The sequence below is a fragment of the Crenobacter luteus genome, from assembly GCF_004345725.1.
Taxonomy (GTDB): Bacteria; Pseudomonadota; Gammaproteobacteria; order Burkholderiales; family Chromobacteriaceae; genus Crenobacter; species Crenobacter luteus.
On sequence record NZ_SLXG01000007.1, the window covers coordinates 80,410 to 102,341 of the forward strand.

Annotated in this window: 19 protein-coding genes and 1 pseudogene; 12 read left to right on the forward strand and 8 right to left on the reverse strand. The window is 69.3% G+C overall.

From position 1 onward, the window contains the following. The first annotated feature begins 59 nt into the window (after positions 1-59). A complete protein-coding gene (locus tag EV683_RS06230) occupies positions 60-239 on the forward strand; it encodes a protein MIGRI (RefSeq protein ID WP_131862208.1) in 180 nt (59 codons plus the stop codon). A gap of 10 nt (positions 240-249) precedes the next feature. Here EV683_RS06230 and EV683_RS06235 read toward each other — a convergent pair whose 3' ends face one another. After that, the gene (locus EV683_RS06235; protein WP_066610860.1) at positions 250-648 is read right to left on the reverse strand and encodes an SRPBCC family protein; all 399 of its coding nucleotides are present in this window, start codon (positions 646-648) and stop codon (positions 250-252) included. 165 nt (positions 649-813) lie between these two features. Between EV683_RS06235 and msrP the strand changes: the two genes are divergently transcribed. Together msrP and EV683_RS06245 are read left to right on the forward strand one after the other, a co-directional pair. Next, positions 814-1,728: a protein-methionine-sulfoxide reductase catalytic subunit MsrP gene (msrP, locus tag EV683_RS06240; protein WP_131862209.1), complete on the forward strand. Its 915-nt coding sequence runs from the start codon at positions 814-816 to the stop codon at positions 1,726-1,728. After that, complete coding sequence (locus EV683_RS06245; protein ID WP_131862210.1) at positions 1,728-2,375, forward strand: protein-methionine-sulfoxide reductase heme-binding subunit MsrQ; 648 nt, start codon at positions 1,728-1,730, stop codon at positions 2,373-2,375. The genes msrP and EV683_RS06245 overlap by 1 nt, the downstream gene beginning before the upstream one ends. Before the next feature lie 53 nt (positions 2,376-2,428). On the opposite strand, the gene EV683_RS06250 is transcribed toward EV683_RS06245, so the two are convergent. After that, positions 2,429-2,857 carry an Hsp20/alpha crystallin family protein gene (locus tag EV683_RS06250; protein WP_066610857.1) on the reverse strand — a complete coding sequence of 143 codons (429 nt, stop codon included), beginning with the start codon at positions 2,855-2,857 and terminating at the stop codon, positions 2,429-2,431. Between the two features lie 185 nt (positions 2,858-3,042). Between EV683_RS06250 and ybaK the strand changes: the two genes are divergently transcribed. Then, positions 3,043-3,525, forward strand: coding sequence for a Cys-tRNA(Pro) deacylase (ybaK, locus tag EV683_RS06255; protein ID WP_066610855.1), 483 nt, complete (start codon positions 3,043-3,045; stop codon positions 3,523-3,525). A 100-nt stretch (positions 3,526-3,625) separates the two neighbouring features. Here the strand turns inward: ybaK and EV683_RS06260 are convergent, their stop codons facing one another. The 3 genes from EV683_RS06260 to polA all read right to left on the reverse strand — a co-directional run bounded on the left by EV683_RS06260 (position 3,626) and on the right by polA (position 11,113). Beyond that, positions 3,626-4,831, reverse strand: a complete 1,206-nt coding sequence (locus EV683_RS06260; RefSeq protein ID WP_131862211.1) for a multidrug effflux MFS transporter — start codon at positions 4,829-4,831, stop codon at positions 3,626-3,628. Between the two features lie 120 nt (positions 4,832-4,951). Then, positions 4,952-7,966 carry a pilus assembly protein gene (locus tag EV683_RS06265; protein WP_131862212.1) on the reverse strand — a complete coding sequence of 1,005 codons (3,015 nt, stop codon included), beginning with the start codon at positions 7,964-7,966 and terminating at the stop codon, positions 4,952-4,954. 372 nt (positions 7,967-8,338) lie between these two features. Then, positions 8,339-11,113 (reverse strand): DNA polymerase I, encoded by a 2,775-nt coding sequence (gene polA / locus EV683_RS06270; protein WP_131862213.1) that lies wholly within the window; start codon positions 11,111-11,113, stop codon positions 8,339-8,341. Between the two features lie 12 nt (positions 11,114-11,125). Between polA and EV683_RS06275 the strand changes: the two genes are divergently transcribed. The 3 genes from EV683_RS06275 to EV683_RS06285 are packed head-to-tail and all read left to right on the forward strand — an operon-like array spanning position 11,126 to position 13,151. After that, a complete protein-coding gene (locus tag EV683_RS06275; protein WP_066610847.1) occupies positions 11,126-11,854 on the forward strand; it encodes an LOG family protein in 729 nt (242 codons plus the stop codon). 11 nt (positions 11,855-11,865) lie between these two features. Next, positions 11,866-12,201, forward strand: a complete 336-nt coding sequence (locus EV683_RS06280) for a DUF2782 domain-containing protein (protein WP_066610836.1) — start codon at positions 11,866-11,868, stop codon at positions 12,199-12,201. Positions 12,202-12,212: 11 nt separating this feature from the next. Further along, positions 12,213-13,151 (forward strand): homoserine kinase, encoded by a 939-nt coding sequence (locus EV683_RS06285; RefSeq protein ID WP_131862214.1) that lies wholly within the window; start codon positions 12,213-12,215, stop codon positions 13,149-13,151. 86 nt (positions 13,152-13,237) lie between these two features. On the opposite strand, the gene wrbA is transcribed toward EV683_RS06285, so the two are convergent. Further along, positions 13,238-13,834 carry an NAD(P)H:quinone oxidoreductase gene (wrbA, locus tag EV683_RS06290; RefSeq protein ID WP_066610832.1) on the reverse strand — a complete coding sequence of 199 codons (597 nt, stop codon included), beginning with the start codon at positions 13,832-13,834 and terminating at the stop codon, positions 13,238-13,240. Between the two features lie 89 nt (positions 13,835-13,923). Between wrbA and EV683_RS14555 the strand changes: the two genes are divergently transcribed. Then, positions 13,924-15,138, forward strand: a complete 1,215-nt coding sequence (locus tag EV683_RS14555) for a YihY family inner membrane protein (RefSeq protein WP_481764292.1) — start codon at positions 13,924-13,926, stop codon at positions 15,136-15,138. 41 nt (positions 15,139-15,179) lie between these two features. Here the strand turns inward: EV683_RS14555 and EV683_RS06300 are convergent. Next, positions 15,180-15,896, reverse strand: a pseudogene (locus EV683_RS06300) (DUF3025 domain-containing protein); the annotation flags it as partial. After that, positions 15,893-17,842, reverse strand: coding sequence for a sensor domain-containing diguanylate cyclase (locus EV683_RS06305; RefSeq protein WP_165916798.1), 1,950 nt, complete (start codon positions 17,840-17,842; stop codon positions 15,893-15,895). The gene EV683_RS06305 and the pseudogene EV683_RS06300, both read right to left, overlap by 4 nt. Positions 17,843-17,982: 140 nt before the next feature. Here EV683_RS06305 and cysG point away from each other — a divergent pair, with 140 nt between their 5' ends. The 4 genes from cysG (at position 17,983) to ptsP (ending at position 21,877) form a co-directional block, all read left to right on the forward strand. Next, positions 17,983-19,413 (forward strand): siroheme synthase CysG, encoded by a 1,431-nt coding sequence (gene cysG, locus EV683_RS06310; RefSeq protein WP_131862216.1) that lies wholly within the window; start codon positions 17,983-17,985, stop codon positions 19,411-19,413. A gap of 1 nt (position 19,414) precedes the next feature. Continuing rightward, positions 19,415-19,798: a PTS sugar transporter subunit IIA gene (locus EV683_RS06315; protein WP_066610825.1), complete on the forward strand. Its 384-nt coding sequence runs from the start codon at positions 19,415-19,417 to the stop codon at positions 19,796-19,798. Positions 19,799-19,866: 68 nt separating this feature from the next. Next, positions 19,867-20,136 (forward strand): HPr family phosphocarrier protein, encoded by a 270-nt coding sequence (locus EV683_RS06320; RefSeq protein ID WP_066610824.1) that lies wholly within the window; start codon positions 19,867-19,869, stop codon positions 20,134-20,136. Positions 20,137-20,140: 4 nt separating this feature from the next. After that, positions 20,141-21,877 carry a phosphoenolpyruvate--protein phosphotransferase gene (gene ptsP / locus EV683_RS06325; RefSeq protein ID WP_131862217.1) on the forward strand — a complete coding sequence of 579 codons (1,737 nt, stop codon included), beginning with the start codon at positions 20,141-20,143 and terminating at the stop codon, positions 21,875-21,877. Positions 21,878-21,932 lie beyond the last annotated feature (55 nt).

Genomic DNA, 21,932 nt, shown 5'->3' on the forward strand with positions numbered 1-21,932 from the left:
TCGACCGCCGCGACGCGCGCGGCGATAATCGACGCTTTCCCGCCCCGCTTGTTTTCCCGATGCCCGGACGCCTGTTCAAGCTCTTCGTGCTGATCGCCGTCGGCTGCGCGCTGGCGCGCTGGCTGCTGAGCTCGCGCCAGAAGGCCGCGCTGCACGAGGGCACGAAAACGCTGGCGCAGGCGCTGCTGCTGTCGGCGCTGCTGACCTTCCTGTGGCAGCTGTTCGCCGGCGCGCGCTGAGCGGCGCCGCTCAGGCCTCGAGCAGCGCCTTCAGCGTCGCGAGGTCGCGCGCCACCCAGCGCGCGTCCTCGTCGAACTGCGCGTCGCTCATGCCGTCGAGGCGGAACAGCGTGAACACCACCTCGGCGCCGTCGCCGTTGGCGATCACGCGCAGCGGCACGTAGATCTCGACGTCGGCCGACGGATAGACGCGGTGGTCGAGCACGCCGTAGGGGTTGGGCGGCGAGAAGCGCACCCGCATCGGGCCGTTCGGGGTGTCGGCGAGCCAGGCGTCGCCGTCCGGCGTCACCGCCGAACACAGGCCGGACGCCCAGCGCGGAAAGTTGTCGGGAACGGCAAGGAAGGCGTAGACCTCGTCGGCGCCGCGCTCGATGGTCACGCTGACGGTTCGGGTTTGGCTGGTCGCCATGGCCGGCTCCTTCGCGCTGCGGTGTATCGCCTTTATAGCCGTTCGGCAACTTCCGCGTCGCGCGCGCTGTCAGAAACGCCACGGGCAGCCGACTAAGTGCTCAGCCCCCCGGCGTCGCGGCCGCGCCGCCGGCGGCTTTCCGCCCGTTTTTCCGGAGTCCTGTGCATGCTGATTCGCCACCCCGACGAGATCGCGCCGTCCGAGATCACGCCGCGCGAACTCTACCTCGACCGCCGCCGCTTTCTCGCGCTGGGCGCCGCCGGCGCGCTGCTGTCGGCCGACGCGCTGGCCGCGCTGACCGCCAGAAAGAGCGTCTACTCGACCGCCGAGAAGGCCAACAGCCTCAAGGACATCACCGGCTACAACAACTTTTACGAGTTCGGCACCGACAAGGCCGACCCGGCCGCCTACGCCGGCGCGTTCCGGCCGCGGCCGTGGACGGTGACGGTCGACGGCGAGGTGATGCGGCCGCGCACCTTCTCGCTCGACGAACTGATGAAGCTCGCGCCGCTCGAGGAGCGCGTCTACCGGCTGCGCTGCGTCGAGGGCTGGAGCATGGTGATCCCGTGGATCGGTTTTCCGCTGTCGGCGCTCTTGAAGCAGGTGCAGCCGACCAGCCGCGGCAAGTACGTCGCGTTCGAGACGGTGATGCGGCCGAACGAGATGCCCGGCCAGCGCTCGCGCGTGCTCGCCTGGCCGTATCGCGAGGGGCTGCGCATCGACGAGGCGATGCATCCCCTGGCCATCCTCGCGGTCGGCCTGTACGGCGACGTGCTGCCCAACCAGAACGGCGCGCCGATCCGGCTCGTCGTGCCGTGGAAGTACGGCTTCAAGAGCATCAAGTCCATCGTGAGGATACGTCTGGTCGAGAAGCCGCCGGCGACGAGCTGGAACCTCGCCACGCCGAACGAGTATGGCTTCTATTCGAACGTGAACCCGGCGGTCGACCATCCGCGCTGGAGCCAGGCGCGCGAGCGGCGCATCGGCGAATTCTTCAAGCGCGACACGCTGCCGTTCAACGGCTACGGAAGCCAGGTCGCGCAGCTGTACCGCGGCATGGATCTGAAGGCGAATTTCTGATGGACGCGCACAGCCAGGCGCTGGGCGGCGCCGCGCGGAGTTCGGCCAACGAGTGGCTCGGCCGCCGGCTGCCGTGGCTGAAGGCCGCGCTCTTCCTCGTCTGCCTGCTGCCGCTGGCGCGCGCCGCCTGGCTGCTCGCCGCCGGCGAGCCGACCAACCCGATCGAGTTCATCACGCGCTCGACCGGCACCTGGACGCTGGTGATGCTGCTGGCGACGCTGGCGGTGTCGCCGCTGCGGCGCGCGACCGGCTGGGGCCAGCTGCTGCGGCTGCGCCGCCTGCTGGGCCTGTTCGCCTTCTTCTACGCCAGCCTGCATTTCACGACCTATTTCTGGCTCGACCAGTTCTTCGACTGGGCGGCGATCGCGCGCGACATCGTCAAGCGGCCCTTCGTCACGCTCGGCTTCGCCGCCTTCTGCCTGATGCTGCCGCTGGCGCTGACCTCGACCGACGCGGCGATGCGGCGGCTGAAGCGGCGCTGGGGGCAGTTGCACGCGCTGGTTTATCCGCTGGCCGTGCTCGCGGTGCTGCACTACGCGTGGCTGGTGAAGAAGGACCTGAGCCAGCCGCTCGCCTACGGCGCGGTGCTGTTCGTGCTGTTGGCCGAGCGCGCGCTGCGCCGCTGGCTGGCGTCGCGCCGCGCGTGACGAAAAAGGCCGCCCGGTGTGCCGGGCGGCCGGTGCTCAGCCCACGGGCGGCCTTACTCGATCAGCAGCTTGCTGCCGCGGCCCGGCGCGCGCTTGGGCAAGGTCAGCGTCAGCACGCCGTCGACGAAGCGCGCGTTGGCGGCCTGGTCGTCGATCTCGTGCGCGAGCTGGAAGCGGCGGCTGGTGCTGCCGAAGTAGCGTTCCGAGCGCAACACCTTCTCGCCTTCGCGGCTTTCCTTCTCCTGCCTGACCTCGGCGCTGATCGACACGGTGTTGCCGTCGATCTCGACGTGGATGTCTTCCTTCTTCACGCCGGGCAGTTCAGCCTCCACCGTGTAGGCCTTGTCGTCCTCGCGCACGTCGAGCTTGATGTCGGGCGACAGGCCGCCTTCGGCGGCGAGGCCCACCGGGCGCACGAAGAAGCCCTTGAGCATGTCGTCGAACAGGTTTTCGAAAGCGGGGCGTTTGACCAGTGGATTCATGCTGTCCTCCTATCGATCGGTACGGGCATTTCGCGGTGCCCAGCATCGAAATAGGTGCTAGCGCCTTGTTTTTCAATGTGAAAAACGGCTTGTCTTGACCTGGCGCAAACGCGGTTTGCCGCGTGCGCGGGCCGGCCCGTATACTCGCCGGCAGCGATTTTTCCGGGCCGAGGAGGGCCGTCGACATGAGCAAGGGCAAGGCCCCGGTCACCCAGGCGGTGCGCGTGCTGCGCGAGCACAAGGTTGAATACACCGAGCATCTGTACGACTACGAGGACAAGGGCGGCACGCGCGTCTCGAGCCGCGCGCTCGGCGTGCCCGAGCACTGCGTGATCAAGACGCTGGTGATGCAGGACGAGCACAAGCGGCCGCTGATCGTGCTGATGCACGGCGACAGGGAGGTCGGCGTCGGCCTGCTGGCGCGTCAGATCGGCGTCAAGCGCGTCGAGCCGTGCGACCCGAAGACCGCCGACCGGCATTCGGGCTATCAGGTCGGCGGTACCAGCCCGTTCGGCACCAAGGCCGCGATGCCGGTCTATATGGAGGCGAGCATCGCCCAGTTGCCGCGCCTCTATATCAACGGCGGCAAGCGCGGCTTCCTGGTCGGCCTCGCGCCGGCCGACGTGGTCGCCATCCTCGCGCCGACGCCGGTGAACGTCGCGGTGTGAGCGGCGGCGCGCCGACGGTCAAAAGGCTCGGCCAAACTTTCAAGTTGGCCGAGCCTTTTTCGTGCGCGGTATCGGGCGCCGCCCCGGGAAGGGCCGTTCGCTAGCGGCCGGCGGCGGCGAGCCGGCGCCGGAACAGCGTGCGCATCGCGAAGCCGGTCGTCAGCATCGCGAACATCGCCGCCGCCAGCGTCAGCGGGCTGCCCCAGACCAGCGGCGAGATCACGCCGGCGGTCAGACTCGACAGCATGGTCTGCGTGAAGCCCTGCAGCGACGACACCGTGCCCCTCAGGTGCGGAAACTGGTCCATCAGCAGCAGCGTGATCGTGGGCGCGACCACCGACATGCCGATGGTGTACAGCGTCAGCGGCAGCACGCTCCACGGCAGCGCGGCCGGGAAGAACAGGTGGTAGGCGAGGTTGGCCGAGGCGGCGGCGAACATCAGCGTGTAGCCGAAGCTGACCAGCGTGCGCGCGCTGTACCGGCCGGCCAGCCGGCCGGACAGGAAGGCGCCGAACATGATGCCGGATACCGCCGGGCCGAACATCCACAGGAAGGCCTGCGGCGACAGCTTCAGGTGCTGCATCAGGAACACCGGCGCCGACGGGACGTAGAGGAAAAAGCCGGCGAAGTTGAACGATACCGCCAGCGCCAAGAGGTCGAATTCCGGCTTCTTCAGCACCTGCCAGTAGTTGGACAGCAACGTCGTCGCCGCCAGCTTCTGGCGCGACGGCGGCGCCAGCGTCTCGGGCAGCGCCGCGGCGCTGGCGACGAACAGCGCCGCGCCGATCAGCGCCATGAAGACGAAGATCGAATGCCAGCCGAAGGCGCCGAACAGCCAGCCGCCGACCACTGGTGCGATCGCCGGCGACAGCGAGAACAACATCGTCACTTGCGACATCAGTTTTTGCGCGGCCGCACCGGCCAGGCGGTCGCGGATGATCGCGCGCCCGACGATCAGGCCGGCGCCGCCGCAGATGCCCTGCAGCGCGCGGAAGACCAGCAGCGTCGGCAGGTCGTCGGCCAGCGCGCAGCCGAGCGACGCGAGCGCGAACAGCAGCGTCGTCGCCAGCACCACCGGCCGGCGGCCGACCGCGTCGGAGATCGCGCCGTGCCACAGCATCATCAGGCCGTAGAAGAACAGGTAGACGGTCAGCGCCTGCTGGATCGCGATCGGGCTGGCGGCAAGGCTCGCGCCGATCGCACGCATCGCCGGCAGGAAGGTGTCGATCGAGAACGGGCCGAGCGTCGCGAGCGCGGCCAGCAGCATGGCGAGGCGGAAGTCGGTCCGCCGGGTATCGGGAGTCATGGGGGTCCGGAATGGTGTAGCGAGGAAATAGTTTAGTGGTTTACTAAAAATCCGGCAAATCGGTGCAGCAGAACGACGACGGGCCGCGCTCGGCGGCCCGTCGGCGGGAAGGAGGGTTCGTCAGAAGATTTCGCGCCAGGCGAGCCGGTAGCCGACCATGCCCATCCCGCCGGGAAGCAGCGGCTTGAGCGTGTCGATCGCCTTGTCGTCGCGGCTGCCGCCCATGGTCAGCCGGACGTCGAGCCGCGCCGGGTCGAGCAGCGAGTAGAGGTTGGCGCGGTTGTTGATCTGTCCGTCCTGGGTGCGATAGGGCTGCCACGTCACCGATTTGGCGCGGCTGCCGAGGTAGCTCAGCGCCGACGGCATGCCGACCCGCGAGTTGACGCCGCTGACCGTGGTGCTGCCGGCGTCGCCGCTGTAGCGGACGCGGTCGGCGTCGGTCAAATGCCCGTCGCCGTCGACGTCGAGCGTGGAGCCCTCGATGCGACCGCCGTTGGCCGGGTCCAGCGCCATGATCCAGCCGTCGCCGGGCGGCGCGCAGCGCTGGCCGTTGCTGGCGATCGGCATTTGGGTGGAAAAATAGAGCCGGCCGGCGATCAGTTGCGGGCTGTGCAGCACGCGCTCGCCGTTGACCGAGGGCAGGTCGAGGAACCAGCCGCCCTTGCCGGCCTCGAGCGGCTTGCGGCTGAGCAGCCGCACCTTGCGCCGTTGCGTGCCGGCCTGCACCTCTTCCTCGCGGACGATGGTCTGCGCGGTCAGCCGGCTGTCGCGGCCCGCGTGGCTGTAGGCGGCGGCCGCGTCGAGCAGCACGCCGCCGCTGCGGTCGTGCAGGCCGTAGACGCTCTGCACGGCGAAAGGTGCGTTCTTGTCGGCGGCGTAGAGCAGGCGGCCGGTGCCGAAGATCACCGTGTGGCCGCCGCTGCCGTTCTTGGCCAGTACCGGCGCGTCGACGATGGGCTGGGCTGGCGTGCCGTCCCAGAAGCGGTCGGCGCGCCAGCCCGTCGGCGCGCCCTCCAGCCGGAAGCGCCAGACGTCGCCGGCCAGGTCGCCGGCGTAGACGAGGTCGGCGACCTCGTCGCCGTCGACGTCCATCACCGCCGGCGCCGACAGGCCGTTGCCGCCGGCGTCGCCGACCGGCATTTCGCGCAGCACGGCGCCGCTGTTTAGGTCGATCACGTAGAGGCTGGCGCGCCCGTTTGCGCTGTCGTAGCCGTTGGCGACGATGGCGGCCCAGGTCCAGTCGTTGCGGCCCGGGCCGGTCGGCACCTTGGCGATGACCGGGCGGCCGAAGGTGTGGCCGAGGTTGCCGTAACCGGCCGATTTCTCCGTCTTGTCCCACAGCACGACGTCGCCGGGGGCCCAGGCCGCGTCGCCGAGCAGCGGATCGAGCTTGAGCGCGAACAGGCCACGGCCGCCCTGCGCCAGCGTGCCGACCAGCACGGTGGCGCCGCCGGCCTGTTCGATCGCCAGCGGGCCGTTGACGTAGTAGCGGTGCGGGTTCGAGAGGCTGCCGTAGTCGTTGCGCGCCAGGTAGAGCGTGTTCCACAGCACGGCCGACGGGATGTAGCCGAGCACTTCGGTGTAGTCGGTGTCGCCGTTGCCGCGCTTGAACACGTGCAGCATGCCGTCGTTGGCGCCGACCGCGACCAGCCGGCCGTCGGTGGTCGCCTCGGGGCGGCTGTCGATGATGTCGCCAAGCTGGTACTGGCGTCGCACCGGCAGGTCGACCGCGCGCCCCTTGGGTTCGCCGAACAGTTCGCCGAGCAGGGCGCCGAGGCCGAGGTCGATGCCGACCAGTTGCCTGACGTCGTCGCCGGCCGCGTCGACGAGGTTGCCCAAGCTGTCGACCAGACCCTTGTAGGTGGTGACGATGCGCCTGTCCTTCGGCGCCGGCAGTTTGGCCGGTACCGGCTTCGTCAGGTCGATGCGCCCCTCGTCGTCGACCGGGTGGACGTCGAGCCGGCCGGTCCAGGCGCCGGCCTGGTAGGAGGCCTGGAAGACCGACGGCGCGGCCGGGTTGGCCGCGACCGGCGGCACGCCGATCGAGCCTTGCCCGACCATGTCGCGCATCGCGTTGTGGTAGGCGGTGTGCAGCTCCGAGGCGCTGCTCACCCCCTGGTAGCGGCCGCCGCCGCGTTGCGCGGCGTCCTTGAGTTGGGCGTCGCCGTTCGGGGTGAAGCCTATCGTGTAGGTGACGAGGTTCTGGCGCGGATAGTCTCCCGCGTCGAAGGAGGCGCCGTCGCGGTCGGTGCCGCCGACGATCAGGTCGCGCTGGTAGGCGCGTTCGGCCAGTTGGCCGAGGGTGGGCGGCACGCCGAGGCCGGCGTGCGGCGAGTCGGACGGGTAGGGGAAGGCGTTGTTGCTGCCGTCGTCGAAGGCTCCAGCCGACACCACGAGCGCGAAGTTTTTCTGGCAGCGGTAGACCACCGGCGAGTCGTAGCTGCCGTCGCGTCGGCCGAGCAGGCCGCCGACCACGCCGCCGAGCAACGAGGAGACGCCCTGCAGCATCGGCTCGTGCGGTTTGTCGTACATCGTCGGCTTGCCCTGGTAGTAGCGGGTCAGCTCGGCGTAAGCCTCCAGCATCGGCGAAGCGGGCTTTTCGCAGCCGGCGCAGGGCAGCTGGATCGGCGGCAGGCTGCTCAACAGCTTGTTGACGTCGGTGAGCGCGTCGCCGACCAGATGGTACTGGTTGGCTTCCATATAGAGCCGGCCGCCCTGGTTGCGGCGCTTGCTCTGCTTGTCGGCGTTCAGCAGCGCGCCGGGCAACTCCAGCAGCGTCCGGATCGGGCTGGACAGGATGTCGTTCAGCAAGGTTTGCAGGTCTTGCAGGCCGCTGTTGTCGTAGGCCATCAGGCCGACGCGCGCCGGGTACTGCTTGCCGAGCAGCTGCTGGCTGACCGCGTTGGTCGCCGACAGGCGCGTGCCCAGGTTCAGCGGCGTGCCGGCCAGCGGCACGTTCATCGACGGCGAGGTGTCGAGCAGCAGCATGATGTTCGGCGGCACCGGGGCCGACGACTGCGCCAGGGGCTCGGCCGGATAGGGCGACGGGTAGGGCAGGATCAGGCCGGCCTGCGCGGCCAGGCTGGGCAGCAGCAGGGCGGTGCAGACGGCGGTACGGATCGCGGCGGACGACATGGCTGGCTTCCTTGTCGGACGTCCGGCCAGTGGCCGGCACATCAGGCGCCGCCCGATCCGCCGTGCCCTCGCCCCCGCGACGGCCCGGCCGTTTCGCCCGGAAGGGGGCGAGGGCTGGCCTGTGTTCGCGGTATAGAAAGGCTGTTGGCGTGTCTCTATACGTATAAATACTTAAAATTCATAAGCAATACGGTTATTTTGTCAAAAGTAAAGTGTTTGATTTATTAAGCTCGGGATGTTTTAAATCTTTTGATTTGTTTGCCAAGACCATTTCTACAGTAAGGCTTTGATCGGTAGGACTTTTTGGGGGGCGGGCCACCCGGCCAGAACAAAGCCCGCCTTGCGGCGGGCTGTTGCGCTTGCGCGTCGCGCTCAGTGCGCGGCTTCCCAGTTGTCGCCGGCGCCGACCTCGGCCAACAGCGGCACCTTCAGCGTCGCGACGCCGGCCATGATCGCCGGCAGTCTTTCCTTCACGACGGCGAGCTCGTCGTCGGGCACCTCGAGCACCAGTTCGTCGTGCACCTGTATGATCAGCTTGCTCTTGAGGCCGGCGTCGACGAGCCAGGTCTGCGTCGCGATCATCGCCAGCTTGATCAGGTCGGCGGCGGTGCCCTGCATCGGCGCGTTGATCGCCGCGCGCTCGGCGCCGGCGCGGCGCGCCGCGTTGCTCGACTTGATCTCGGGCAGGTAGAGGCGGCGGCCGAACACGGTCTCGACGTAGCCGTCCTCGCGCGCCTTGACGCGCGTTTCCTCCATATAGCGCGCCACGCCCGGGTAGCGCATGAAGTAGCGGTCGATGAAGGCCTGCGCGGCGGAACGCTCGATCTCCAGCTGGCTGGCCAGCCCGAACACGCCCATGCCGTAGATCAGGCCGAAGTTGATCGTCTTGGCGTAGCGGCGCTGTTCGCTGGTCACCGCGGTCAGCGGCACGCCGAACACTTCGGAGGCGGTCGCCTTGTGCACGTCGGCGCCGTCGCGGAAGGCGGCCAACAGGTTCTCGTCGCCCGACAGGTGCGCCATGATGCGCAGTTCGATCTGCGAGTAGTCGGCCGACACGATATGGCAGCCGGGCGGCGCGACGAAGGCCTCGCGCACGCGGCGGCCCTCGGCGGTGCGCACCGGGATGTTCTGCAGGTTCGGGTCGGAACTGGCGAGCCGGCCGGTGATCGCCACCGCCTGCGCGTAGTTGGTGTGCACGCGGCCGGTGGCCGGGTTGATCAGCGTCGGCAATTTATCGGTGTAGGTCGACTTGAGCTTGGCGAGGCCGCGGTAGTCGAGGATGGTCTTGGGCAGCGGGTGGTCGAGCGCCAGTTTTTCCAGCACCGACTCGTCGGTCGAATAGCCGCCGGACGGCGTCTTCTTCACGCCCCGGGTGTCGATGCCGAGCTTGCCGAACAGGATCTCCTGCAGCTGCTTGGGCGAATTGAGGTTGAACGGCTGGCCGGCCAGCTCGTAGGCCTTCGCTTCGAGCGCGAGCATCGCCTCGCCAAGCTCGCGGCTTTGCTCGGCCAACCTTTGCCGGTCGATCAGCACGCCGTTGCGCTCCATCGCGAACAGCACGCCGGCGACCGGCAGCTCGATGTCGCGGTAGACCTCGGCCAACCTGCCGACAAGCTGCGGCGCCAGCGCCGCGTTCAGTCGCAGCGTGATGTCGGCGTCCTCGGCGGCGTAGGCGGTCGCGGTGTCGAGGTCGACCTCGGCGAAGCCGATCTGCTTGGCGCCCTTGCCGCACACCGCCTCGTACTTGATCGTCGTTTCGCCCAGGTGCCGTTCGGCCAGGTCGTCCATATTGTGCGTCAGGTGGCTTTCGACCACGTAGGACGCCAGCATGGTGTCGTCGGCGACGCCGGCCAGCGCGATGCCGTGGTTGGCGAACACGTGGCGGTCATACTTGAGATTCTGGCCGAGCTTCTTCTTGGCCGGGTTCTCCAGCCACGGCTTCAGGCGCGCCAGCGTCGCGCTCAGCTCGAGCTGGTCGGCCACGCCCGGCGCGGTGTGCGCCAGGGGCAGGTAGGCCGCCTCGCCCGGCGCGACGGCGAAGCTGACGCCGACGATGCGTGCCGCCATCTGGTCGAGGCTGTCGGTTTCGGTGTCGAGCGACACCACCGGCGCCGCGTCGAGCTTCGCCAGCCACGCGGCCAGCTGCGGCTCGGTCAGGATGGTTTCGTAGCGGCGCTCGACGCGCGCCGGCGGGTCGGCGGCGGGCGGATCGTCCGCGCCGAACAGGTCGGCGGTCGCGCCGTTTGCCGGCGCGGGCGGCGCTGCAACGTTGGCCGAGCCGGCGGCCAGCCAGCCCTCGGCCTCCTTCAGCCAGGTGCGGAAACCGTGCGCGCGGAAGGCCTCGGCCAAGGTCGTCGCGTCGCGTTCGCCGTGGCGCAGCGTGTCGAGCCCGGCGGGCAGCTCGGCGGAGAGGTCGACGTCGCACTTGATGGTGACGAGCTCGCGCGACAGCGGCAGGTGGCCGAGCGCCGCGCGCAGCTTGTCGCCGACCACGCCCTTGATCTGATCCGCGTGCGCGATCACGCCGTCGAGGTCGCCGTACGCTTGCAGCCACTTGAGCGCGGTCTTCGGGCCGCACTTGTCGACGCCGGGCACGTTGTCGACCTTGTCGCCGATCAAGGTCAGGTAGTCGACGATGCGCTCGGGCGGCACGCCGAACTTCTCCCTGACGCCTTCGATGTCGAGCGTCTCGTCGGTCATGGTGTTGACCAGCGTCACGTCGGGCGTCACCAGCTGCGCCATGTCCTTGTCGCCGGTCGAGACGATCACGCGGAAACCCTCGGCGGCGGCGCGGCGCGCCAGCGTGCCGATCACGTCGTCGGCCTCGACGCCGTCGACCATCAGCAAGGGCCAGCCGAGCGCGCGCACCAGCTGGTGCACCGGCTCGATCTGCGCGCGCAGATCGTCCGGCATCGGCGGGCGGTGCGCCTTGTATTCCGGGTACAATGCGTCGCGGAAGGTCTTGCCTTTTGCGTCGAATATGCAGGCGCTATAATCGAACGCGACTTCCTTTTCGAGCCTCCTGAGCATATTGACCATGCCGTACACCGCCCCGGTCGGGCGGCCGTCCGGCGAGCGAAGATCCGGCATGGCGTGGAACGCGCGGTAGAGATAAGAAGAGCCGTCGATCAATAACAATGTTTTCATGAGGCAAACGCTATGAGCTTGTCCGATAAGTTGCCGCAGGCGAGCGACCGTTACGCCACCATGCACCGCTTCCGCGCCCGCGAGGCGTGGCACGTGCTGAAGATCGTCTCGGAATTCGTGGAGTCGGCGGAAGAATTGCAGGGCATCGCGCCGGCCGTCAGCATCTTCGGCAGCGCCCGCACCCCGCGTGACCACGCCTATTATAAGCTGGCCGAACAGATCGCCCGCCAGTTGTCCGACTCCGGCTTCTCGGTGGTGTCCGGCGGCGGCCCCGGCATCATGGAGGCGGCCAACAAGGGCGCCTTCCACGGCAAGAGCCCGTCGATCGGCCTGAACATCGTGCTGCCGCACGAGCAAAGCGGCAACGCCTACCAGGACCTCAGCTTGCGCTTCAACCACTTCTTCTCGCGCAAGGTGATGTTCGTCAAGCACGCGATCGCCTACGTGGTGATGCCGGGCGGCTTCGGCACCATGGACGAGATGTTCGAGATCCTGACGCTGATCCAGACCGGCAAGAGCCGTCGCATCCCGGTGATCCTGGTCGGCCACGGCTTCTGGAGCGGCCTGGTCGACTGGTTCCGCGACCGTCTGGTCGGCGAGAAGATGATCTCGCCGGACGATCTGAACCTGCTCCAGCTGATCGACGAGCCGGCCGAGATCGTCGAGGCGATCTTCCGCTACTACGAGACCCGCGGTTTCGAAGCGCTGCCCGAAGAGCGCGAACAACTGCTCAACCTGTGAGGGCCCGCGCCATGCGCCGTCATCTCCTTTCCGCCCTGCTGGCGCTCTGTCTGCCGGCGTTCGCGCACGCCGCCGATGCGGCCGCGCCAACCCCCGTTCCGCTGCCGCCACAGGTGGCCGACGACGGCAGCGCCGAGCCCGAGCCCGAGGTGCGCATCATCCAGAAGGGCGAGCAGAAGATCGAGGAATACCGCATCAACGGCAAGCTCTACATGATCAAGGTGACGCCGCCGGTCGGCGCGCCGTACTACCTGGTCGACGAGGACGGCTCCGGCCAGATGCAGCGTCGCCAGATCGACCCGACCCGGCGCGTGGTGATCCCGCGCTGGGTGCTGTACCGCTTCTGAAAGGTTTCTTGATGTCGGTTTACACCTCGGTCGGCGAGGCCGAACTCGCCGCCTGGCTGTCGCGCTACTCTATCGGTCAGCTCAAGTCGCTCAAGGGCATCGCCGCGGGCATCACCAACACCAACTACTTCGTCGACACCACGCACGGCCGCTACGTGCTGACGCTGTTCGAGGTGCTGAGGCTCGACGAGCTGCCGTACTACCTCGAGCTGATGAGCCACCTCGCGCGCCACGGCGTCGCCTGTCCGGCGCCGATCGCCGATTCGACCGACGGCTACGCGTCGATGCTGGCCGGCAAGCCCGCCTGCCTCGTCACCTGCCTGACCGGCGCCGAGGTGTCCGCGCCGAGCGCGGCGCAGTGCTTCGCCGTCGGCGAGATGCTGGCCGCGATGCACGAGGCCGGCAACACCTTTCCGCGCCGGATGGCCAACCCGCGCGGCCCGGCGTGGTGGAGCGCGACCGCCGCCGGCCTCTACGCCGAGATGGACGCGCTTGACGCGGCCAGCCTCCGGGAGGAGGTGGCCTTTCAGGACCGCTACCGCTTCGCCCACCTGCCGACCGGCGTGGTGCACGCCGACCTGTTCCGCGACAACGTGCTGTTCGACGGCGACCGCGTCGCCGGCTTCATCGACTTTTACTACGCGTGCAACGACGTGCTGGCCTACGACGTCGCGATCGCGCTCAACGACTGGGCGCGCCGCGACGACGGCGCGATCGACGACGCGCTGGCGCGCGCGCTGCTGGCCGGCTACCAGTCGCTGCGCCGCTTCAGCGACGACGAGAAGGCCGCCTGGCCGGTGCTGTTGCGCGCCGCCGGGCTGCGCTTCTGGACCTCGCGTCTGTTGGACCTGTACCGGCCGCAGGCCGGCGAGATGACCTATACGAAAGACCCGAAGGTGTTCCAGAAGGTGGTCGAAGACCACCGCGCGCGGCGCGACTTCTGGTTGTAGGACGTTCCGTTCGGCAAAAAGCTCGGCCAACCTTGCGGGGTTGGCCGAGCTTTTTTTCATGCGCCGCCTTGCGGGGCGCTTCGTGCCTAGCGCGCGGCGAGCTTGAGCGCCGCCTCGGCCAGCCTCTTGCCTTGCGCGATCGCCAGCGCCTTCTCGTCGTCCGAGACCGGCGCCTCGCCCTTGACGCCCGACACGTGCGAGACGCCGTAGGGGCCGCCGCCGGTGCTGGTGTGCGTCAGCGCCGGCTCGGTGTACGGCAGGCCGACGATCAGCATGCCGTGGTGCAACAGCGGCAGCATCATCGACAGCAAGGTGCTTTCCTGGCCGCCGTGTTGGGTGCTGGTGCTGGTGAACACGCAGGCCGGCTTGCCGGCCATCGTGCCGGCCATCCACTCGGCGCTGGTGCCGTCGAGGAAGTATTTCATCGCCGCGGCCATATTGCCGAAGCGGGTCGGGCTGCCGAGCGCGAGGCCGACGCAGTCGGCGAGGTCGGCGCGTTCGACGTAGGGCGCGCCCGCTTCGGGAATCGCGGGCGAAGTCGCCTCGCACACGGTGGACACCTTGGGCACGGTGCGCAGGCGCGCGCGCGCGCCGGGCACGCTCTCGATGCCGCGCGCGATCAGCCGCGCCAGCTCGCGCGTCGCGCCGTGCTGGCTGTAGTACAACACCAGAATGTCCTGCATCGTGGGGCCTTTGCTGTGAGCGCGTCGTCGTGTCGTTGGGCCTGAACGCCGACACGCGTTACCATCGGAACATGAACCGCGATATTACCGTGCAAACGACTGAATTCAAGCGCTGGGACGACTGGCGCGGCTTCGGCCGCTTCCTGTTCGCCCGCATGGCGCAGGCGCGCCTGACCCAGGTGGCCGGCAGCCTGACCTTCACCACCCTGTTGGCGCTGGTGCCGCTATTCACCGTCGCGCTGATCGTCGTGTCGGCCTTCCCGGTGTTCGACGACTACAGCACCCGCTTCAAGGTGATGCTGCTGACCACGCTGGTGCCGGAGTTCGCCGGCAAGGTGTTCTCGGTGTATTTGCGCCAGTTCGCCGACAACGCCGGCAAGCTGACCTCGGCCGGCGTGGTCATGCTCGGCGTGACGGCGATCATGATGATGATGACGGTCGAGCGTACCTTCAACACCATCTGGCGCGTCACCCGCTCGCGGCCCTTGATCAGCCAGACCATGGTGTACTGGACGGTGCTGACGCTCGGGCCCTTGATCCTCGGCGTCGGCCTCGGCTCCTGGCACTGGCTGTTCAAGACCATGGCGCGCCAGCACGAGCTGTCGACGTTGGCCGAGCTGTTGCAGAGCGTCGGCGCGATGGTGCTGACGATGCTGGTGCTGTCGCTGCTGTACCGCATCGTGCCGGCGCGCTTCGTGCCGATGCGCCACGCGCTGATCGGCGCGACGCTGACGGCGGCGCTGATGGAGATCCTGAAAGCCGGTTTCCGTTACTACATCGAGGAGGTCGCCTCGTACCAGCTGGTGTACGGCGCTTTCGCCAGCCTGCCGATCTTCCTGTTGTGGCTCTACCTCTTGTGGCTCCTGGTGCTGGCCGGCGCGGTGCTGACCGCGTCGCTGTCGTACTGGGACGGCGGCGCCTGGCGCCGCTCGCTCGACCCGCGCCGCCGCTTTCTCGACGCGGTCGAGGTGTTGCTGCTCTTGGACGCCGCGCAGTCAGACGGCCGCGCGCCGACCGTCACCGAGCTGCGCGGCGCGGTCAACGTCGGTTACGACGAGCTCGGCGTGGTGTTCGACACGCTGGTGCAGGAGGGTTACGCCGAGCGCACCCAGGGCGGCGCCTGCGTGCTGGCCAGAAAGCTCAACGCGATCCGGCTGAGCGAACTGTTCCGCCTGTTCGTCTACCGGCCGGACGAGGACGACGGCGCGATCGCGCGCGAGATCGAGGTGTTGATGCGGCCGCTGACCGACACGTTCGAGACCACCACCTTGGCCGACTTCGCGCGCCGGCTGGCGCGGAAGTAGCCGGTGTCGTCGTAGAACGCCGGGTCGCGGTTGGCGTCCCACCAGCCGGGAATGCCCAGCAGCGGCAGCGGCAAGAGCGCGCGCGGCGTCGCAAGGTTCGCGTCGTCGGCCAACAGCTCGGCCAACCTGGCGTCGAGCGCCTCGCGCTGCGCGGCGGCCGGCAGCGCGAAGAAGTCCGCGTCGACCGTCAGCGGCAGCGCCTTGCCGCACCAGCCGATGTGCATGCTCAGCCCTTGTTCCATCAGCGCGTGGCCGAAGGGGACGGCGGCGACGCGCGTCCCCCAGTTTTCCCGTCCGGCCACGAACAGTTCATGCCAGCGCATGCCGGCCAGCGCGTCCAGTGGCGCCGCGTCGCAGGCGAGCACGATGATGCCGCATTCGTCGAACAAGGTCGCCGCGTCGCGCAGCGGGCCGCGCTTGACCTCGCCGCGCGCGATCGCGCGCATGTGGCGCGCGTTCAGCGCCGCCTTGGCGCGCGGCCACGCCAGCCACGACAGCGCGTTGAACCAGTCGTGCCAGTTTGCGCTGCGCGTCGGCACTTCGCCGGTCGCCGCGATGTGCGCCTCGTAGTAGCGCTCGGGTTCGAGGTCGCAGGCGAAGCGCAGGCCCGGCGGCAACGCGGCGCCGGCGGCGCGCGCGCGCGCGACCAGCGCGTCGAAGTCGGCCTGGCTCGGCCAACGTGGCAGCTCGGGCAGCGGCGCGAGCGGCGCGTACAGCGGGTGGTCGGGGTGCGGCAGCGGCCAGTCGGGGTAGGTCATCGGGTTTGCTGGACAAGGTCGGCCGGTTCGCGCAGGCCGGGGCGTTCGCCGTCGCAGCGGTTGCGACCGCGGCGCTTGACGGCGTACAGCCAGCGGTCGGCGCGCGCCAGCATGTCGTCGACGCTGTCGGCGCCGATCAGCGTGCTGACGCCGACGCTCAAGGTGTAATGGATGGCGCCGCCCTGCCAGTCGACCGCGTCCGCCTCGGCCGCGCCGCGCAGCCGCTCGGCGACCTCGTGCGCCTCGGCGAGCGGGGTGTTGGGCAAGAGCGCGGCGAATTCCTCGCCGCCGAGACGGCCGAGCACGTCGCTGCCGCGCAGCGTCTGGCGCGCCAAGTGCGCGAAGGCGCGCAGCACCGCGTCGCCGGCGGCGTGGCCGTGGCGGTCGTTGATCTGTTTGAAGTGGTCGAGGTCGATCACGAGCAGCGACAGCGGGCTGTCGTAGCGGTGGCTGCGCTTGTGCTCGCGCACCGCCAGTTCGAGGAAGTGGCGACGGTTGTAGGCGTTGGTCAGCACGTCGCGCGTCGCCTCGTGGTAGAGGCGCTTCTCGTGCCGGTCGCGTTCGAGCGCGATCGCCGCGATGCGCGAGGCGCGGTAGGCGAAGCGCAGCTCGTCGGGCGTCGGCCGGCGCGCCTCGTCGTAGTAGACGGCCAGCGTGCCGATCAGGTGCTGTTCGTTGGTGGTGACCGGTACCGACCAGCAGGCGCGGATGCCGAACTGCTGGGCGGCGTCGCGCCAGCGGCGCGCCGCGGGGACGTCGTCAAGGTCGGCGATGATGCTGGTGCGGCGCCAGTAGGCGGTGCTGCCGCAGTTGGCTTCGTCGGGGCCGACGGCGACCTCGCGCAGCATGTGGGCGAAGCCCGTCGGCAGCGACGGCGCGGCCGCCAGCGTCAGCGTCTCGCGGTCGGGCGCCTTGAGCATCACCGCGCAGCGCCCGGCGATCAGCTGCGATTCGATCATCCGGCATAGCTGGATCAGCACCTCGGCCAACGGCCGGTTGTTGGCGATCATCTCGAGGACGATGTTCTCCTCCTCGAGCTGGCGCTGCGTCTGGCGTGCCTCGGTGACCTCGCGCATCAGCGCCAGCAGCGAGACCAGCCGCTGCTCGGCGTCGAATTCCGGCAGCAACTGTACCTCGAACAAGTGGCGGCGCGCCGCGCCGCCGAAGCCGGCCTCGATCTCGAAACGGCGGCTCTCCCAGGTGTCGATCAGGTGGCGGCACTCGGCCTCGAATCGCTCGGCGACGGGCGGCGGCCAGCCGTGCTCGCCGAGGCGGCGGCCCAGCATCTCGTCGCGCGGCGTCGGCGTGTAGCGGTTGACCGCGCGGTTGACGAAGCGGCAGGCGAGGTTCAGGTCGAAGCGCGCGACGATGTCGGCCGCGTTGTCGACCAGCGCGCGGAAGCTCTGCTCGCGGCGGATCAGCTCGGCCTCGGCCAGCTTCGCCTGGGTGACGACCTGGCAGACGCCGAACAGCGTGAAATGGCCGGGCGCCTCGCCGACCACGCGCGCGTGCACCGCCAGCCATTCCCAGTAGTCGTCGGCGTGGCGCAGCCGGAAGGTCAGCCGGTGCTCGGCGCCGGGCGACAGCTCGCTGCGCAGCGCCGACACGGCGGCGAGATCGTCGGGGTGGATGCGCGCGAGCCAGCGCTCGAACGGCGCGTTGCGCCAGCTCTCGTCGAGGCCGAGCAGCGTCTCGGCCTCGCTGCACACCCGGCCGCTCTTGGGGTCGTACTCGAACCAGCCGAGCATCGCGCTCTGCCGCGCCATGCGCCAGTGCGCGTCCTTGCCGTGCGCCGGCCGGCGCCGCGCGAGCCACAGGCCGGCCGCCACGCCGACGAGGCCGCCGACGGCGGCGGCTGGCGCGGCCCAGGCGACGGGGTCGGCGGCCAGCGCCGCGGGGCTGGCCGCCAGAAGCGGGAGAAGGGCGATCAGACGGGCATAATTCAAGAACGGGTTCTCCAGGCGGGTCGGGCCGGATACACTGACGGGTTCGGATGTTCGGTTTCCCGCGAGCGGCGGCCGGGCTTGCATTCAGCCACCCATTGATCGATTCGGACAGCGCGCGGCGTCGCGGCGCGGGAAGGCGTATGGATTATTTTCCCATTTTTCTCAAGCTTCAGGGTAGAGCATGCGTGGTGGTCGGCGGCGGCGAGGTCGCGCTGCGCAAGGTGAGGCTGCTGTCGCAGGCCGGCGCGCGGGTGACGGTGGTCGCCCCCGCGCTGGTCGCCGGCCTGGCCGAGCTGGTGCATCAGGGCCGGATCGCGCACCGCGCCGGCACCTTCGTCGCGGCCGACCTCGACGGCGTGCGGCTGGCGATCGCCGCCACCGACGATCGCGCCGTCAACCAGGCGGTGTTCGAGGCCGGCGAGGCGCGCGGCCTGCCGGTCAACGTGGTCGACGATCCCGAGTTGTCGAGCTACATCACGCCGGCCATCGTCGACCGCTCGCCGCTGGTGGTCGCGGTCTCGACCGGCGGCGGCGTGCCGGTGCTGGCGCGTCTGGTGCGCGCGCGGCTCGAGAGCCTGATTCCGGCGGGCTTCGGCGCGCTGGCCGGCTTCGCCGCGCGTTTCCGCGACCAGGTCAAGGCGCGCTTTGCCGACGTCGAGGCGCGGCGCAACTTCTGGGAGTCGGTGCTCGAAGGCCCGATCGCCGACGCGGTGGTCGCCGGCAATATCGCGTCGGCCGAGGCGCAGATGGCGCAGAGGTTGGCCGAGCCGGATGCGCCGTCCGGCGCGGTCTATCTGGTCGGCGCCGGCCCGGGCAACCCCGATCTGTTGACCTTCCGCGCGCTCAGGCTGATGCAGCAGGCCGACGTGGTGCTGTACGACAGCCTGGTCGCGCCGGAACTGCTCGAACTGGTGCGACGCGACGCCGAGCGCGTGTTCGTCGGCAAGCAGCGCGCCAACCACACGCTGCCGCAGGAGGACATCAACGCGCTGATGGTGCGCCTCGCGCTCGAGGGCAAGCGCGTGCTCAGGCTCAAGGGCGGCGACCCGTTCACCTTCGGCCGCGGCGGCGAGGAAATCGAGGAGCTGGCCGCGCGCGGCATCCCTTTCGAGGTGGTGCCGGGCATCACCAGCGCGTCGGGCGCGGCGGCCTACGCCGGCATTCCGCTGACGCACCGCGACTACGCGCAGTCGGTGACCTTCGTCACCGGCCACAAGAAGGACGGCAGCATCGACCTCGACTGGCCGGCGCTGACGCGGCCGCAGCAGACGGTGGTGGTCTACATGGGGCTGTCGACCGCGCGCGAGCTGTGCGCGGCCTTCGTCGCCCACGGCCGCACGGCCGACACGCCGGCGGCCATCGTCGAGGCGGCGACCACGAGCCGCCAGCGCACGCTGACCGGCACGCTCGCGACCCTGCCCGGGCTGATCGACGCGGCGCAGATCAAGTCGCCGGCGATCATCGTCGTCGGCGAGGTGGTGAGCCTGGCCGAGCGGCTGGCGTGGTACCGCGGCGGGAACCCGGACGGTGTCGCGGCTTCCAAGGTGCAGGACGACGGGGGGGAAGGGTAAGATGGTCGGGGTGTTGCTGGTCTGTCATTATCATCTGGGCGAGGCGCTGCTCGAGTGCGCGACGCACGTGCTGGGTGCGCCGCCCGAGCGCTGCGCGGCGCTGGCGGTCGGCCGCGACGACTGCATCGACACGGTCGAAGAGAAGGCACGGCGTTTGCTTGACGTGCTCGACGGCGGCGACGGCGTGCTGGTGCTGACCGACCTGTTCGGCGCGACGCCGGCCAACGCGGCGCAAAGGTTGGCCGAGCCCGGCCGCGTGCGCGTCGCCGCCGGCCTGAACCTGCCGATGCTGGTGCGCGCGCTGTGCTACCGCGCCTTGCCGGTCGACGAGGTCACGGTCAAGGCGCTCGAAGGCGCCCGCAACGGCATCCTCGACATGCAATAGACGTCGCCACGGGCGACACGACGTGGGCAACCCCGGCGCGGGCCGGGTCCAAGGGAGAAAAGCAAGAAATGATCAAGACCCAGGTGGAAATCATCAACAAACTGGGCCTGCACGCGCGCGCATCCAGCAAGTTCACCCAGCTGGCGTCGCGCTACAAGAGCGAGGTCTGGCTCGCGCGCAACGCGCGGCGCGTGAACGGCAAGAGCATCATGGGGGTGATGATGCTCGCGGCCGGCAAGGGCAGCACCGTCGAGCTCGAGGTCAGCGGCGACGACGAGCAGGCCGCCAGCGAGGCGCTGATCGCGCTGATCCAGAACAAGTTCGACGAGGCGGAGTGAGCCGATGAGCATCGTGCTGCACGGGGTGCCGATCGGCGGCGGCATCGCGATCGGTCGCGCCCACCTGGTTTCGCAAAGCATGGACGAGGTGGTGCACTACCAGCTCGACGAGGCCGAGGTCGCCGCCGAGCAGGCGCGCTTCGGCGCGGCGATCGCCACCACGCGCGCCGAGCTCGAGAGGCTGACCGCGAGCGTGCCCGACAAGGCGCCGGCCGAGATGAAGGCCTTTCTGTCGTTGCACGTGATGCTGCTGTCCGACCCGATGTTGGCCGAGGTGCCTTGCGACATCATCGCCGCGCAGCGCTGCAACGCCGAATGGGCGCTCAAGCAGCAGGCCGACGCGCTGGTCGAGCAGTTCGACGCGATCGAGGAGACCTACCTGCGCGAGCGCAAGCACGACGTGCTGCAGGTGGTCGAGCGGGTGTTCAAGAACCTCAACGGCCACGGCGTCGAGCTGCCCGACGGCGACTGGGACGGCGAGCTGATCCTGGTCGCGCACGACCTGTCGCCGGCCGACATGGTGCTGTTCAAGGACAGCGCCTTCGCGGCCTTCGTCACCGACGTCGGCGGCGCGACCAGCCATACCGCCATCCTCGGCCGCAGCCTCGACCTGCCGTCGGTGATCGCGCTGCACAACGCGCGCGAGCTGATCCGCGAGGAAGAATGGATCGTCGTCGACGGCGAGCAGGGCGTGGTGGTGATCGACCCCGAGCCGCTGGTGCTCGACTACTACCGCGCGCGCCAGGCGAGCTGGCGCGCCGCGCGCGCCGAGCTGGCGAACCTGCGGCTGGCGCCGGCCGAGACGCTCGACGGCACGGCGGTCGAGCTGCTGGCCAATATCGAGATGCCGTCCGACATCGACGACGTCGTCGAGGCGTCGGCCGACGGCGTCGGCCTGTTCCGCAGCGAATTCCTCTTCCTCGGCCGCGACACGCTGCCGTCCGAGGACGAGCAGTTCCAGGCCTACCGCAAGGTCGTCTCGGCGATGCAGGGCAAGCCGGTGACGATCCGCACCATGGACCTGGGCGCCGACAAGAACGCGCGCTGGATGAGCCACGGCGTCGCCGACAACCCGGCGCTGGGGCTGACCGGCATCCGGCTGTGCCTCGCGGAGCCGCTGCTGTTCCGCGTGCAGCTGCGCGCGCTGATGCGCGCGTCGGTGTACGGCAAGCTGCGCATCCTGTTTCCGATGGTCAGCGGGCTCAACGAGCTGAGGCAGGCGCTGTCCCAGCTCGAGATCGCCAAGGACGAATTGTGGGAGGAGGGCATCGCCTTCGCCGAGAACGTCGAGGTCGGCGCGATGGTCGAGGTGCCCGCCGCCGCGCTGGTTGTCTCCAGCTTCTTCAAGCTGGTCGACTTCGTGTCGATCGGCACCAACGACCTGATCCAGTACACGCTGGCGGTCGACCGTAGCGACGACTCGGTCAGCCATCTGTACGACCCGCTGCACCCGGCGGTGCTCAAGCTGCTTTCGCTCACGATCAGGAGCGCCGACAAGGCCGGCGTGCCGGTGTCGGTGTGCGGCGAGATGGCCGGCGACCTCAGGCTGACCCGCCTCTTGCTCGGCATGGGCCTGCGCCGCTTCTCGATGCACCCGGCGCAGGTGCTGGCGGTCAAGCAGATCGTGCGCAACACGCGGCTCGATTCGGTCAAGGATCTGGTCGCGCGCATGCTGCGCACCGAAGACCCTGATAAAATCGCCGACCTGCTGACCCAACTGAATGCCGCGCCGGGCGACTGACCCGGCGGTTTTTTTATGGATTGCACTCGTTCCGTTATTGTCCCGCCCCACCCCG

Bases quoted from the DNA above. Each gene is read 5' to 3' on its own strand.
- EV683_RS06230 (WP_131862208.1), top strand. From the start codon at position 60: ATGCCCGGACGCCTGTTCAAGCTCTTCGTGCTGATCGCCGTCGGCTGC.
- EV683_RS06235 (WP_066610860.1), bottom strand. From the start codon at position 648: ATGGCGACCAGCCAAACCCGAACCGTCAGCGTGACCATCGAGCGCGGC.
- msrP (WP_131862209.1), top strand. From the start codon at position 814: ATGCTGATTCGCCACCCCGACGAGATCGCGCCGTCCGAGATCACGCCG.
- EV683_RS06245 (WP_131862210.1), top strand. From the start codon at position 1,728: ATGGACGCGCACAGCCAGGCGCTGGGCGGCGCCGCGCGGAGTTCGGCC.
- EV683_RS06250 (WP_066610857.1), bottom strand. From the start codon at position 2,857: ATGAATCCACTGGTCAAACGCCCCGCTTTCGAAAACCTGTTCGACGAC.
- ybaK (WP_066610855.1), top strand. From the start codon at position 3,043: ATGAGCAAGGGCAAGGCCCCGGTCACCCAGGCGGTGCGCGTGCTGCGC.
- EV683_RS06260 (WP_131862211.1), bottom strand. From the start codon at position 4,831: ATGACTCCCGATACCCGGCGGACCGACTTCCGCCTCGCCATGCTGCTG.
- EV683_RS06265 (WP_131862212.1), bottom strand. From the start codon at position 7,966: ATGTCGTCCGCCGCGATCCGTACCGCCGTCTGCACCGCCCTGCTGCTG.
- polA (WP_131862213.1), bottom strand. From the start codon at position 11,113: ATGAAAACATTGTTATTGATCGACGGCTCTTCTTATCTCTACCGCGCG.
- EV683_RS06275 (WP_066610847.1), top strand. From the start codon at position 11,126: ATGAGCTTGTCCGATAAGTTGCCGCAGGCGAGCGACCGTTACGCCACC.
- EV683_RS06280 (WP_066610836.1), top strand. From the start codon at position 11,866: ATGCGCCGTCATCTCCTTTCCGCCCTGCTGGCGCTCTGTCTGCCGGCG.
- EV683_RS06285 (WP_131862214.1), top strand. From the start codon at position 12,213: ATGTCGGTTTACACCTCGGTCGGCGAGGCCGAACTCGCCGCCTGGCTG.
- wrbA (WP_066610832.1), bottom strand. From the start codon at position 13,834: ATGCAGGACATTCTGGTGTTGTACTACAGCCAGCACGGCGCGACGCGC.
- cysG (WP_131862216.1), top strand. From the start codon at position 17,983: ATGGATTATTTTCCCATTTTTCTCAAGCTTCAGGGTAGAGCATGCGTG.
- EV683_RS06315 (WP_066610825.1), top strand. From the start codon at position 19,415: ATGGTCGGGGTGTTGCTGGTCTGTCATTATCATCTGGGCGAGGCGCTG.
- EV683_RS06320 (WP_066610824.1), top strand. From the start codon at position 19,867: ATGATCAAGACCCAGGTGGAAATCATCAACAAACTGGGCCTGCACGCG.
- ptsP (WP_131862217.1), top strand. From the start codon at position 20,141: ATGAGCATCGTGCTGCACGGGGTGCCGATCGGCGGCGGCATCGCGATC.